The sequence below is a fragment of the Vibrio sp. 10N.261.54.E10 genome, from assembly GCF_002877735.2.
Lineage (GTDB): Bacteria > Pseudomonadota > Gammaproteobacteria > Enterobacterales > Vibrionaceae > Vibrio > Vibrio crassostreae_C.
This window is the reverse complement of record NZ_MCXE02000001.1, coordinates 1,709,363-1,723,245: the sequence shown is the minus strand read 5'-3', so window position 1 is coordinate 1,723,245 and position 13,883 is coordinate 1,709,363. Positions and strand designations below refer to the sequence as shown.

At 43.6% G+C, this 13,883-nt stretch carries 12 protein-coding genes; 6 read left to right on the top strand and 6 right to left on the bottom strand.

Annotation, left to right across the window (positions count from 1 at the left end):
- Window positions 1-182: 182 nt before the first annotated feature.
- Window positions 183-749: a molecular chaperone gene (locus tag BCU07_RS07485; RefSeq protein ID WP_017060995.1), complete on the top strand. Its 567-nt coding sequence runs from the start codon at window positions 183-185 to the stop codon at window positions 747-749.
- A complete protein-coding gene (gene napF / locus BCU07_RS07480; protein WP_017060994.1) occupies window positions 749-1,264 on the top strand; it encodes a ferredoxin-type protein NapF in 516 nt (171 codons plus the stop codon). Before BCU07_RS07485 ends, napF begins: the two co-directional genes overlap by 1 nt.
- Window positions 1,265-1,436: 172 nt before the next feature.
- On the opposite strand, the gene yfaE is transcribed toward napF, so the two are convergent.
- The 4 genes from yfaE to ubiG form a co-directional block, all read right to left on the bottom strand.
- A complete protein-coding gene (yfaE, locus tag BCU07_RS07475; protein ID WP_010438115.1) occupies window positions 1,437-1,715 on the bottom strand; it encodes a class I ribonucleotide reductase maintenance protein YfaE in 279 nt (92 codons plus the stop codon).
- Window positions 1,715-2,848, bottom strand: coding sequence for a class Ia ribonucleoside-diphosphate reductase subunit beta (nrdB, locus tag BCU07_RS07470; RefSeq protein ID WP_017063554.1), 1,134 nt, complete (start codon window positions 2,846-2,848; stop codon window positions 1,715-1,717). The genes yfaE and nrdB overlap by 1 nt, the downstream gene beginning before the upstream one ends.
- Before the next feature lie 103 nt (window positions 2,849-2,951).
- A complete protein-coding gene (gene nrdA / locus BCU07_RS07465) occupies window positions 2,952-5,234 on the bottom strand; it encodes a class 1a ribonucleoside-diphosphate reductase subunit alpha (RefSeq protein WP_017060992.1) in 2,283 nt (760 codons plus the stop codon).
- A gap of 508 nt (window positions 5,235-5,742) precedes the next feature.
- Complete coding sequence (gene ubiG, locus BCU07_RS07460) at window positions 5,743-6,486, bottom strand: bifunctional 2-polyprenyl-6-hydroxyphenol methylase/3-demethylubiquinol 3-O-methyltransferase UbiG (RefSeq protein WP_017063556.1); 744 nt, start codon at window positions 6,484-6,486, stop codon at window positions 5,743-5,745.
- A gap of 258 nt (window positions 6,487-6,744) precedes the next feature.
- Between ubiG and gyrA the strand changes: the two genes are divergently transcribed.
- Window positions 6,745-9,387, top strand: a complete 2,643-nt coding sequence (gene gyrA / locus BCU07_RS07455) for a DNA topoisomerase (ATP-hydrolyzing) subunit A (RefSeq protein WP_102428069.1) — start codon at window positions 6,745-6,747, stop codon at window positions 9,385-9,387.
- Window positions 9,388-9,556: 169 nt separating this feature from the next.
- Complete coding sequence (locus tag BCU07_RS07450) at window positions 9,557-10,186, top strand: tetratricopeptide repeat protein (RefSeq protein ID WP_017066842.1); 630 nt, start codon at window positions 9,557-9,559, stop codon at window positions 10,184-10,186.
- A gap of 39 nt (window positions 10,187-10,225) precedes the next feature.
- On the opposite strand, the gene BCU07_RS07445 is transcribed toward BCU07_RS07450, so the two are convergent.
- Window positions 10,226-10,570 carry a rhodanese-like domain-containing protein gene (locus tag BCU07_RS07445; RefSeq protein WP_102428068.1) on the bottom strand — a complete coding sequence of 115 codons (345 nt, stop codon included), beginning with the start codon at window positions 10,568-10,570 and terminating at the stop codon, window positions 10,226-10,228.
- Window positions 10,571-10,695: 125 nt separating this feature from the next.
- The gene (nrfA, locus tag BCU07_RS07440) at window positions 10,696-12,126 is read right to left on the bottom strand and encodes an ammonia-forming nitrite reductase cytochrome c552 subunit (RefSeq protein WP_198599049.1); all 1,431 of its coding nucleotides are present in this window, start codon (window positions 12,124-12,126) and stop codon (window positions 10,696-10,698) included.
- A gap of 481 nt (window positions 12,127-12,607) precedes the next feature.
- On the opposite strand from nrfA, the gene nrfB reads away from it, so the two are divergent.
- Window positions 12,608-13,192 (top strand): cytochrome c nitrite reductase pentaheme subunit, encoded by a 585-nt coding sequence (nrfB, locus tag BCU07_RS07435; RefSeq protein ID WP_019822323.1) that lies wholly within the window; start codon window positions 12,608-12,610, stop codon window positions 13,190-13,192.
- A 3-nt stretch (window positions 13,193-13,195) separates the two neighbouring features.
- Window positions 13,196-13,882, top strand: a complete 687-nt coding sequence (nrfC, locus tag BCU07_RS07430) for a cytochrome c nitrite reductase Fe-S protein (RefSeq protein ID WP_048613593.1) — start codon at window positions 13,196-13,198, stop codon at window positions 13,880-13,882.
- Window position 13,883 lies beyond the last annotated feature (1 nt).

The following is a 13,883-nucleotide window of genomic DNA, read 5'->3' as shown; positions in this document are numbered from 1 at the left end:
CTATTGATAGCTAGCACTTTATAGGTAGTTTGTTCTTTATGTATTTATTTCGAGTTATTGATTGATTGGCATCAAATAAGTGTGGAATTTAAAGTTTATGAATTGAATGTATAAAATAGATCAAAGAATGAAATGAGTTAATTAATATAATTATCTTTAAACCTATAACGGTATAAATAATAATGATTATCGATACGCATAAATTGTTGGGTTCGCTATTTTATCAAGCGACAAGTAAAGAACAGTTAATCACCATTGTCGAAGCTTTGGTTGAGAGCGAAGTACTCTCTGAAGAATGCTTGCAGGCATTAAGAAGCGAAGACGAAGATGCGCTCGCAGCAGAGTTCAGCCGCCTGTTTGAAGGCGTTGGAGACATGCCAGCTCCGCCTTGGGGTTCTGTGTACCTAGATAAAGACCGCGTTGTGTTTGGTGCTTCTACGGTTGAGTATCGCCAGTTTTTAGAATTGAATCAGATTGAATTAGACACTGGGTTAAGAGAGCCGGAAGATCAATTTGGTTTAATGTTATTCGCTCATGCGTATTTGTTAGAAAATAATAATATTAATTCAGCTGGTGAATTACTTGAGGGTCACTTATTAACTTGGTCTTCTGTTTATTTAGAAAAACTAAATAAAGCATCAGAGTTATCTTTTTATAAAAAGCTATCGGTTGATGTAATAGATTGGTTTAAGTACTTAATATCTGAATATAATTTAAACGTTGCTACTAAAAAGTTATATATCGACTAATGTCTGAACAAATAAATTCAAATAGACGCGGTTTCTTAACTCGACTTTCTAAACCGGTTAAAGCAGCCGCGAATTATGAAGAGATATCACAGCGCTTGCATGCAAGACCGCCAAGAGCGGTCGATGAGGTGCTGTTTGAGCGTCTTTGCGACGGTTGTGGATTGTGTGAACAATCGTGTCCAAATAGCGTTATTGAGATGCTAGAGGGCAGTGCGCTGCTGAATTTGGATTACAACAGTTGTTCTATGTGTAACAAATGCACTGAAGTGTGTCCGACCGGCGCACTTCATCCAACGGTCACGCCTTATATCGACCTCAAGCCGAGCTTTGCGGATAGCTGCAATAATTACATGCAAATGGACTGTTCAGCATGCCAAACGGCGTGTTCAGCTGGTGCAATACACATCGAAGTAGGAGAGTTGCCTACAGTGGACAAAGATAAGTGTAACGGCTGTGGAGAGTGCCGAAGCGCTTGTTATATTGGCTCTGTGACTCTTAACCTGACTCAGCAATAAACGTTTGGCTTTGTATGACACAAGCCAACAGGAAGATTTGGTTGAGTGATAGACGAGTCGCTTTAGATACCTAAAGACATAAATAGAAAAGGGTCCGCATTCCTAAAGGAAGCGGACCCTTTTTTGATTCTTATTGACGATATTCGAACAAAGTGACCTAAAGCCAGCTGGCTTATGCGCGTTTTTGCTTGTTTCTATGAATAACGTTACTCAGCGATAGCTCAGTCTTTGCTTTACAGATACAAGGCAATATCTCATTACCTTGCGTGTAAGCCATAGCAAAACCAACGTACTCGACCTCACCAGAATCCAACGTGCAGCGGCAAGCGCCACAGTGACCATCTCGGCAGTTGTATTCTGGCTCTAACCCAGCTTGTTCCATTGTTTCCAACAGAGTGTTTGAAGGGTTAGATTCAATTGAAGTCAGTTTGTTGATTTTGATTGTTGGCATTACAGCTCAAATCCTTCAAAGTCGTCAGCTTTTACTTCGTTGTCGATTTGGCCAACTAGGTAAGAACTGATTTCTGCTTCTTGTGGAGCAACTTGAACGTTATCTGAAGACAACCAAGCGTTGATCCATGGAATTGGGTTCGACGTTGCTGCTGGGTAAGCCGTACCTAGGCCAACAGCCTGCATACGGATGTTGGTAATGTACTCAACGTATTGGCAAAGAATGTCTTTGTTCAGACCAATCATAGAGCCATCTTTGAATAGGTATTCTGCCCACTCTTTCTCTTGCTCAGCCGCTTCTTTGAATAGGTCGAAACACTCTTGCTTACACTCTTCAGCGATCTGCATGAATTCAAAATCATCTTGACCATTGCGTAGCAAGTTGATCATGTGCTGTGTACCAGTAAGGTGAAGGGCTTCATCACGAGCGATTAGCTTGATGATCTTCGCGTTACCTTCCATTAGCTCACGCTCAGCGAATGCAAATGAACATGCGAAACTTACGTAGAAACGAATCGCTTCTAGTGCGTTTACAGACATTAGACATAGGTAAAGTTTCTTCTTCAGGTCGTGAAGTGAAATCTTGACGTCTTCGCCGTTGATGCTGTGGTTGCCTTCACCGTAGCGGTGGTAGTCAGCCGTTAGCTTGATTAGGTCGTCGTAGTAGAAAGCGATGTCTTTAGCACGCTTCAGAATCTCTTCATTTTCAACGATGTCGTCGAATACTACGCCTGGATCATTCACGATGTTACGGATGATGTGCGTGTAAGAACGAGAGTGAATCGTTTCAGAGAAAGACCAAGTTTCAATCCAAGTTTCAACTTCTGGTAGAGATACCAATGGAAGTAGGGCAACGTTAGGGCTGCGGCCTTGGATTGAATCTAGAAGCGTTTGGTACTTCAAGTTAGAGATGAAGATGTGCTTTTCATGCTCAGGAAGCTTGTTGTAGTCGATACGGTCGCTAGACACGTCTACTTCTTCTGGACGCCAGAAGAAAGAAAGCTGCTTCTCGATAAGCTTTTCGAAGATTTCGAATTTTTGTTGGTCGTAACGTGCAACGTTTACCGACTGACCCAAGAACATTGGTTCTTTTAGTTGGTCATTTTTTTGCTGAGAAAAAGTACTGTAAGCCATAAATGCCTCAAATCCTTTAAAGACCCGTAATAAAACGGACCCTGTTAATGCTTTAAACCCAGAGAAGATAACTCTTCTCTGGGGTCTTAATGTTTATTGCGGTTTAGATCTTACAACCGCCGCCTTCACAATCTTCTTCCGGCACTTGAACTGCATCGCCTTGGTCGTCTTTAGCACCATCACGAGTGTTATGGTAGTAAAGCGTCTTAACACCGTACTTGTACGCTGTTAGTAGGTCTTGAAGCAGCTTCTTCATTGGTACTTTACCGCTGTCGTAAACACTTGGGTCATAGTTAGTGTTTGCAGAGATAGCTTGGTCAACGAATTTTTGCATGATACCCACTAGGTGTAGGTAACCGTCGTTAGAACCAATGTTCCAAAGTAGCTCGTAGTTCTCTTTAAGATTTAGGAAATCTGGAACCACTTGCTTAAGGATGCCGTCTTTCGATGCTTTCACTGATACGTAACCACGTGGTGGCTCGATACCGTTAGTCGCGTTCGAGATTTGAGACGATGTCTCAGAAGGCATAAGCGCTGTTAGCGTAGAGTTACGCAGACCGTGCTCCATGATCTCTTCACGTAGAGAATCCCAATCGTAGTGCAGTGGCTCTTCACATACTAAGTCGATATCTTTTTTGTAAGTATCGATTGGCAGTAGGCCTTTCGCGTAGTTGGTCTCGTGGAAAGATGGGCAACGGCCTTGCTCTTTCGCTAGTTCAACAGATGCTTTTAGCAAGTGGTATTGAATTGCTTCAAAAGTACGGTGAGTCAGGCCATTCGCGCTGCCATCAGAGTACTTAACACCATTCTTCGCTAGGTAGTATGCGTAGTTGATTACACCTACACCTAAAGTACGACGGTTCATTGTCGACTTGTATGCAGCTGGAAGCGGGTAGTCTTGGTAATCAAGCAGTGCATCTAGAGCACGAACAACCAGCTCAGAAAGCTCTGCTAGGTCGTCCAGTTCATTGATTGCGCCAAGGTTGAATGCTGAAAGCGTACATAGTGCAATTTCGCCTTCGTCATCTTCTACGTTAGAAAGTGGCTTAGTAGGAAGCGCGATTTCTAGACATAGGTTCGATTGACGAACAGGTGCTACTTCAGAATCAAACGGGCTGTGTGTATTACAGTGGTCAACGTTCTGAATGTAGATACGACCAGTAGAAGCACGCTCTTGCATTAGCAGAGAGAAAAGCTCAACGGCTTTAACCGTTTCACGCTTCACTGAAGGATCGTTTTCGTACTTAACGTATAGCTCTTCAAAACGGTCTTGGTTTTCGAAGAACGCATCGTAAAGGCCAGGTACGTCTGAAGGTGAGAACAGGCTGATGTTGCCACCCTGAACTAGGCGAGAGTACATAAGCTTGTTCAGCTGTACGCCGTAATCCATGTGACGAACTCGGTTCTCTTCAACGCCGCGGTTGTTTTTCAGTACTAATAGAGACTGAACTTCACCGTGCCATAGTGGGTAGAATACCGTTGCTGCACCGCCACGAACACCACCTTGAGAACAACATTTTACTGCTGTTTGGAAGTATTTGTAGAAAGGGATACAGCCTGTGTGGAACGCTTCACCATTACGGATTTCAGAACCAAGCGCACGGATACGACCTGCGTTGATACCAATACCAGCACGTTGAGATACGTAACGAACAATTGAGCTTGCTGTCGCGTTGATTGAATCAAGGCTGTCACCACACTCGATCAGTACACAAGAACTGAATTGACGAGTAGGCGTACGTACACCAGACATGATCGGTGTAGGTAGAGAAATCTTAAACGTAGACGATGCGTCGTAAAAACGTTTGATGTAGTCAAGACGAGTCGATTTCGGGTATTTAGCGAATAGACACGCAGCAACTAAAATGTAAAGGAACTGAGCACTCTCGTAGATTTCTTTCGTTACACGGTTTTGCACGAAGTATTTACCTTCGAGCTGCTTAACCGCTGCGTAAGAGAAGTCTAAGTCACGTTTGTGGTCGATGTACTCGTCAAGCTCTTCGAATTCAGCTTTCGTGTAATCTTCCATAAGGTGGCTATCGTATTTACCCATATCAACCAGTTTTGCAACGTGGTCATACAGTGCAGGCGGCTCGTATTCGCCGTACGCTTTTTTACGTAGGTGGAATACAGACAGACGTGCTGCTAGATATTGGTAATCAGGAGTCTCTTCAGAGATTAAATCCGCTGCTGACTTGATGATAGTTTCATGAATGTCAGTAGTGGTGATGCCATCGTAAAACTGAATGTGAGCTTTCAATTCTACTTGTGATACAGAAACATTGTGCAAGCCTTCAGCTGCCCATGTAATCACGCGATGGATCTTCTCTAGATCGATCGTTTCTTTGCGCCCGTTACGCTTGGTAACAGTAAGTTGTTGGTTCATTCTGCTTAATTTCCCTAACAAAACTGAACAAGGCCGTGTTTTTGTGTATTTCTGTGTAATTTTTGTAAATTACGTTTCGGCTTTGTGATCTTGGTCTACCCATACATTGTAGTTCAAACACAACATATAGGGGTCATTTGTTTGTTGGGTTACAAGATAGTGCTACAACTGATATTTTTCAAGGTAAAGAAATGGGGTTGCTTGTGGATAAGTGGTGGATTGAAAAAAAACTGTAAGTGACCACTAACTGATGAGGTTATATGTGACTTGATTGTATAAAAGTCGGCTTTTAATGATGCTTTATTTTTGCACGCCCATAAAAAAAAATTCCTTGATCTTTGGCCAAAATGGGCGATTGATTTTAGGCGATTAAATTTAAATCGAGGTGGTCAAAATGGAAGCTAGCGCACGAAATTTAGACTGAAAAAAGTCGCAAAGTTATGGTAATTGCAACTCTTTTCATTCGTCTTTTTTACAAAAGGTTTTACGGTAGGGCTACCGATATTTTTTAGCCAAAGTTTTGCGTGTGGACGATGTAGTTTACGTCTACATTTGTGCCTAAACGATAAGTGTCCGTAAGAGGATTGTAGTGCAGCCCTGTAATCCCTAGTTCTTGCAGCGGAGTGTTATCGACCATCTTGATAAGTTCTGCAGGGCGAATGAACTTCTCGTGCTCATGAGTGCCCTCAGGAACAATCTTAAGTAGCTTTTCTGCACCAACAATAGCGAACAGGTAAGATTTGAAGTTACGGTTCAAGGTAGAGAAGAACACGTGACCACCCGGTTTCACTAATTTTGAACATGCACTAATCACAGATTGTGGATCAGGAACGTGCTCTAGCATTTCCATACATGTCACCACATCGTAAGTTTGTGGATTCTGTTCTGCATGGTCTTCGATGGTGCTCTGGATATAATCGAGCTTGGTGCCAGTTTCCAATGCGTGAAGACGTGCCACTTCTAGCGGTTCTTTACCCATATCTAGGCCAGTGACTACTGCGCCCTCAACAGCCATGCTTTCAGCCAAAATGCCGCCGCCGCAGCCAACATCGAGGACTTTCTTACCAAATAGGCCTTCAGTCTTCTCTAATACGTAATTTAGTCGCAGTGGGTTGATTTGATGTAGTGGCTTAAATTCGCCTTCTAGATCCCACCAGCGTGACGCCATGTCTTCGAATTTCTTGATTTCTGCTGGGTCTACGTTCTGTGATTTAGTCATAATCGGCATTTCCAAGTTAAATAATGCATCCATGAAATTGCAGGCATTATAACTTGCCTTTTCGCGCTGACCAGAAGATCTACAATTTTGCTAGTTTATTGGATGTAAAGTGACCATGTTTCAGCAAGATATGATGCGGAGGTGCAATTTCTCATCAATTGATTGGCTACAAGGGTCACAAGATGGTAAAAGGAGAGGGAAAGTGATGCCTCCGTAGGTAAATTTGTGTTATATTTTTCGGTCTTATACGTATTCAAAAATACGATCTGACTATAGAGGGAAAATGGCTCTATGAGCGATCTAGCGAAAGAGATCACGCCCGTAAATATTGAAGATGAGCTTAGAGGTTCATACCTAGACTACGCGATGTCCGTCATCGTTGGTCGTGCCCTTCCAGATGTGCGTGATGGCCTAAAACCTGTACACCGCCGCGTTTTGTTCGCGATGAATGTACTAGGTAATGATTGGAACAAACCATATAAAAAGTCTGCTCGTGTAGTAGGTGATGTAATCGGTAAATACCACCCACATGGTGATAGTGCTGTATACGATACTATTGTTCGTATGGCGCAACCGTTCTCACTGCGTTACATGCTAGTTGATGGCCAAGGTAACTTTGGTTCTATCGATGGCGACTCCGCGGCTGCAATGCGTTATACCGAAGTTCGTATGGCGAAAATTGCTCACGAGCTCCTGGCTGACCTTGATAAGGAAACTGTGGATTACGTACCGAACTACGATGGTACAGAACAAATTCCAGCAGTACTTCCTACAAAAATTCCTAACCTATTGGTAAACGGTGCTTCTGGTATCGCAGTAGGTATGGCTACCAACATCCCACCACATAACCTTGGTGAAGTTGTTGATGGCTGTTTAGCATTTATCAATAATGAAGATATCACTATTGATGAGCTAATGGACTATATCCCTGGTCCTGACTTCCCAACAGCAGCACTTATCAGTGGTCGTAAAGGCATCGTAGATGCTTACAAGACTGGCCGCGGTAAGGTTTACATGCGTTCAAAAGCGGATATCGAAGTAGAGAAGAATGGTAAAGAAACCATTATCGTTACTGAGATCCCTTACCAAGTAAACAAAGCTCGTTTGATCGAGAAGATTGCTGAACTGGTTAAAGATAAGAAAGTAGAAGGCATCAGTGCACTGCGTGACGAGTCTGATAAAGACGGTATGCGTATTGTTATTGAATGTAAGCGTGATGCAGTAGGCGAAGTGGTTCTTAACAACCTATACGCTCAAACTCAACTGCAAACGACTTTCGGTATCAACATGGTTGCGTTGAATAACGGTCAACCACAGTTGTTCAACATCAAAGACATGCTTAAGTGCTTCGTAGACCACCGTCGCGAAGTTGTGACTCGTCGTACTATCTTCGAATTGAAGAAAGCACGCGACCGTGCACACATCCTTGAAGCATTGTCTCTAGCACTTGCTAACATTGATGAAATCATTGAACTGATCAAGAGCGCGCCAACACCAGCAGAAGCTAAAGTTGGTTTAGTGTCTCGTGGTTGGGATCTTGGTAACGTTGCTTCAATGCTTGAGCGTGCAGGTACTGACGCAGCTCGTCCTGATTGGTTAGAAGACCAATACGGCATCCGCGATGGTCAATACTTCCTAACGGAAACACAAGCACAAGCAATTCTAGAACTTCGTCTTCACCGCCTAACAGGCCTTGAGCACGAGAAGATTCTAGACGAGTACAAAGCCCTTCTAGAAGAAATCGCTGAGCTAATGCACATTCTTGCAAGCACTGAGCGTTTGATGGAAGTTATCCGTGAAGAACTTGAAGCAGTACGTGAAATCTATGGCGACGAGCGTCGTACAGAAATCACAGCGGCAGTTCATGACATCGACATGGAAGAGCTGATTGCTCAAGAAGACGTTGTAGTAACGCTTTCTAACGCAGGTTACGTTAAGTACCAAATCCTAAGCGACTACGAAGCTCAGCGTCGTGGTGGTAAAGGTAAGAGTGCAACTAAGATGAAAGATGAGGATTACATTGAGCGTCTGCTTGTTGCTAATACTCACGATAACATCCTATGTTTCTCTACTCGTGGTAAGACATACCGTCTGAAAGTTTACCAACTGCCATTAGCAAGTCGTACTGCTCGTGGTAAGCCTATCGTTAACATTCTTCCTCTAGAAGAAGGTGAGCGTATCACGGCTATCCTGCCTGTTTCTGAGTTCTCTAACGAGAAATTCATCTTCATGGCAACGGGTGACGGTACTGTTAAGAAGACATCACTGGATCAGTTCGCAAACGTACGTGCTAACGGCCTAATTGCAGTTAACCTACGTGACGATGATTCACTGATTGGCGTTGACATCACTAACGGTGATAGCGACATCATGCTGTTCTCTAAATCGGGCAAAGTTGTTCGCTTTAACGAGGACAAAGTACGTGCAATGGGCCGTACTGCCTCTGGTGTTCGTGGTATGAAGCTTCCAGAAGACGATCAAGTAGTATCGTTGATTGTTCCTTCTAACGAAGGCGATATCTTAACTGTGACTCAAAACGGTTACGGTAAGCGTACTGAGCTAGCTGAATACCCAACAAAAGGCCGTGCAACGCAAGGTGTAGTATCTATCAAAGTCTCTGAACGTAATGGCCCAGTCGTTGGCGCTGTTCAAGTTGAAGAAGGCGATGAAATGATGATGATCACCGACGCAGGTACACTAGTACGTACTCGCGTAGCGGAAGTAAGCCAAGTTGGTCGTAACACTCAAGGTGTAACACTGATTCGTACTGCTGAAGACGAGAACGTTGTAGGTCTACAACGTATCGACGAAGTAGAAGAAGCTGAGATTGTTGAAGGCGAAGCTGAAGTAGCAAACGCTGAAGCAGCAGTCGTTTCTGAATCAAGTGAAGAGCAAGCATCAGACGCTTCTGATAGCGAGCAAGACACTGAGTAATCTTTCACTTCTATAAATAGAAGTTGAGACAAAAAGCCGAGCCATTGTGCTCGGTTTTTTATTACCTAGAATTTGGCTGTGACTTGTTTAAAAGCCAATAGCTAAACCTCGATCAATATTGTTTTAGTGAGAAAAAGGTACAGTAAAGCGTCAATGAAAGGAGAATGGAATGGATATCTGGTTACTGATTGCTTTGCTGCTAATGAGCCTATTTCTAGTGGCAATCGTGATCGCATCAAACAGAAAAACCAGTCATCTTAAAGGCAACCTCCTTATTTCATGTGTGGCGATATTAGCCAGCATTCTGGTTTGGTCTCAGATGAAACAAGAAGCCCCTCAACTTACTTCAAGTGACGACAGCAGCTATACAGCAACAGATTTCCAAAATGAACTTCAGCAGAGCCTGGAGCAAGACCCTAATCAATCAGACCTTTGGTTTAAGCTTGGTGGTGTTTATATGCAGAAAGGGGAGTTTGATGCTGCATTTACCTGTTACGACTATGCGATTCGTTTAGACCCACAGGCGCCTTCAGGGCTTTATGCAGCTAAAGCGAGCGCCTTGTATTACCTAAGTTCACAGGCGATGAGTGATGATGTGAAAGTGCTCTTAAATCAATCCATGGAGCTTGATCCCAACGATCGTACGGCATTGATGTTAATCGCGACCGATCACTTCATCAGTATGCGCTATCAACAAGCGATCGATGCTTGGACTCAAATTCTCGACTCTAATCAGAAGGGGATTGATCGTGTTTCTATTATCCATTCGATCAACCAAGCCAAACAGATGATCCGTTAAGCTTGGCCCAATCGCTAGTCGTTAATCGTTAGCCTTTGGCTATTTACTTTCCTGCATTTCAATCAGGCCACCTGCGTTGTGGATTTGAGTAAACCCTTGAGCTTGTAAGAATCGATAGGCTTGTCCTGAGCGATTACCACTGCGGCAATACAACACGATTGGCTGGTCTTTATCTATGTTGGCAAAGTGTGTTGCGACCTCAGACAGTGGGTAGTTAATGGCGTTGTCGAGATGCCCTTGTTTGAACTCCTCAGGTGTTCTGACATCAACTACCAATGCGCCTTTCTCAATTAACTCCCAACCTATATCGGCGCGCTCAGACGCTTGAACGCCAGAACTTAACAGTGCAACGCACAATGCTGAAAGTGAAAATAAGGTTTTCATTGTTTATTCCTTGAATTGGAGAGTAGATCGGAGGTAGGTATTGATGTGTATTCCCCAAAAACCTAAAAAACCAACCACACCATAATAGTGTGACTGGTTTTTACGTAATGGTCTAATTGAAGAAACTAGTATTCGTAGTTGGCTTCACGCTTTTCAGCTTGCTCTTCCCACTTAGGTACCACCGTGTCTAAGAAGTGTTGCTTCTCAGCATTCATCTTATCCATGTCCATTCCTAGCGCTTTCTGAGCGGCTTCTTTGGTTGAGAGATCTGGAATCTCGATTGGATCGGTAATGCCTTTCTTCGCAAGTAGACGAACAATCTTAGTTCGCGCGTCTGCTGCGCGGTCAACCGCCGTTCCAAGAACCTCTAGGGCTACTTCAGGTGCGTGCATGTGAACACCGTGAGATGCGATCGCGTAATCCCAGCGCCATTGAGCGTGACGGATATCTTGTAGGATGGGCTCCATCTCTTGTTCTGTTGCGCCTGCTTCCCATGCTGCGCCAGCTTCAAAGTGAGCGGCTACGATTTGTTTCTCAGCAGTCAGCTTCATGTTCAGCACTTGCGCTTTACGGCTTGAAACGATGTTAAGCATGGTCTCTTTAGATTGAGTGTGACAGTTTGCACAGGTATCTTCGAAGCGGTCGAATGGGTTACCCACTTTATGGTCGGTATAAACGGTGCCATCTTCTTTGGTCACTTTCGGCATATGACAGTCAGCACAAACGACTTTGTTCTTACCGTGGATGCCTTCACGCCAAGTTTCGTAACCTGGGTGCTGAGCCTTTAGCATTGGTGCTTTAGAGACTTTATGTGTCCAATCTTTAAAACCAATCTGATCGTAGTACTCTTCCATCTGTTCAACACGCGTCCCTTTATCCCAAGGGAATTTCACACCTTTTGTTGGACCCGTGAAGTAGTATTCCACGTGGCACTGTGCACAAACTGAAGCTTGTTGGTCTAAACGGCTTTGCTCATCAAACTTTTTACCAATCGCTTCGAAAGCGCGTTCAACATAAGGGCGCGTCGCTTTCAGTGCTGGCTCGCCATTTTTGAACTCATCGCTTTGGGTGTCATGGCAGTCAGCACAACCTATAGGGTTAACGATCTCGTTACCAAGACGTGCCCACTTACCTTCGAAGTAGCCATCTTCACCGCGTTCTTCAATAACACGTGCAACGTCTGGGCTCTTACAGCTCCAACACGCCATTGGCATTGGACCTGAGCTTTCGTCGGTCGGACCGCCAGTACGCAAGGTTTGTCTTACATCGTCAATCGCATAGAAGTGGCCGCGCGCTTTGTTGTAGTCTTTTGCGAACCCGTAGCCAGCCCACATGATAACCATGTTGGGATCTTCTTTTAGTGCGTCTTCAATGGTTTCGCTTTCTGAAGTTTGTCTCCATGAATGATATTGATCTGGGTGGTTTTGCTCGAACTGATCGTTACGAGGATCGCCAATTTCTTTTTGTTCAGACGCAGCAAAACTGGTCGCGCTTGCTAATGACGCGCTAACCATTAATAGTGCTGTGACCGAATTACGTATCCAATGCTTTTTCACAGTGATATCTCCAATATACTGATTTTTATACCAAGCGTTGTGAGTTTGCTATTCAAATTAAGAACTGGAGAATTCCTGTTTATATTAATTCATAAACAAACACATTTTGTTACGTGTTGGATATAGATTGTCCCAGATCAATTAATGGCAGTGACCTTAGTCACGTTGAAGTTTATATAGCCCTAAAGTGGTATTGGTGGTTAGTTTAATTAGAATTTAACTGAGAATTATTATCATATATAACAATCAATTACCTAAATTGACCATGATATAAATAGGGTGATTGCGTTCACAGATTAACCTATCGAAATTTCGTATTACCCAATTAGAGGTATATTCTAACTATAGAAAGCGTTGTGGCTTATCCAAAATAAGAATTGATATCATTTAAACGGTAATAATATCGTTTAAGGGTACTTTTGTTTAACCGGAATATTATTTAGTTGAGAGTTAAATAATGCCGGTATAAGGAAAGGATAAAATGGGCAATATTAAATTGGCCATAGTCATAATGCTTAAATCCCTTCTAGCATTCTGCCTCTATGGTTATTCCATTCATGCTGTTGCTGAGCCTGCTGTTACGCCAGTAGGGGAATCAACAAGACATGAAGTCGAATTAATCCGTGACAAAGACTACAAGTGTGTTCAGTGCCATAAAGATTCAAAAGAAACGGTATTGGGTTCACATGGTGAAAGTGCACACGCTTTGCTTGGCCGTGAAGTAAATTGTACCGACTGTCATAGTTCTATTAGCCCCGACCACCGCGAAGGCGCGCCTAAAGTGGTGAAGTATCGTGAGGCTCAATCACAACCAGGTACCGACAAGGTTTACCTAGATCCTAGCTTAATTTTAGATGCCAATAGCCAGTGTATCGATTGTCACAAGCCTGATGATCTGCGCGAAGCGAGCTGGACCCACGACGTTCATGCGCAAAACTTAACGTGTTCAAACTGCCATGATGTTCATGCGACAGAAGCAAAGGTGTTGGGCTTAGATAAGAAGCAAACCATCAAGCTGTGTGTGGATTGCCATTCAGACTTCAACCAGAAGAAAGAAGGGGAGTAATCTATGAGCTGCTCAAGAAGAAACTTTTTAGCTGGCGCGGGTGCCGTTATTTTTACTACAGGTGTTGCGGGAACCGCAGCGGTGACAAGTCGTAAAACGTTGGCCAATGTTCAAGAGGATGGGGCTAAACGTTATGGAATGATTCATGACGAAACCGCGTGTATTGGTTGCACAGCTTGTACAGAAGCTTGTCGTGAAGTGAACAAAGTGCCTGAAGGCGTATCGCGCTTAGAGATTATTAAGAGCGAACCCCAAGGCGAATATCCCAATGTTGATTACCGTTTTACTCGTAACTCTTGCCAACATTGTGATAACGCGCCCTGCGTGATGGTTTGCCCAACAGGGGCGGCCTACAAAGATGAAAAAACCGGCATTGTCGATGTTCATCAAGAGAAGTGTGTTGGTTGTGGTTATTGCTTATTAGCTTGTCCGTATCAAGTGCGCTTTTTCCATCCAGAGAACAAATCCGCAGATAAATGTAACTTCTGCCGTGATACCAATCTTGCACAAGGGAAGTTACCGGCTTGTGTCGAATCTTGCCCGACCAATGCGTTAGTATTTGGCGATCTAAATGACCCTAAGAGTGAGATAAATCAGGTGCTTAAATCTGAGGTGGTTTACAGAGATAAGGCTTATCTCGGTACTCAGCCAAAACTCTATAAAGTGCCACACCAAAAAGGGGAGATCTGAT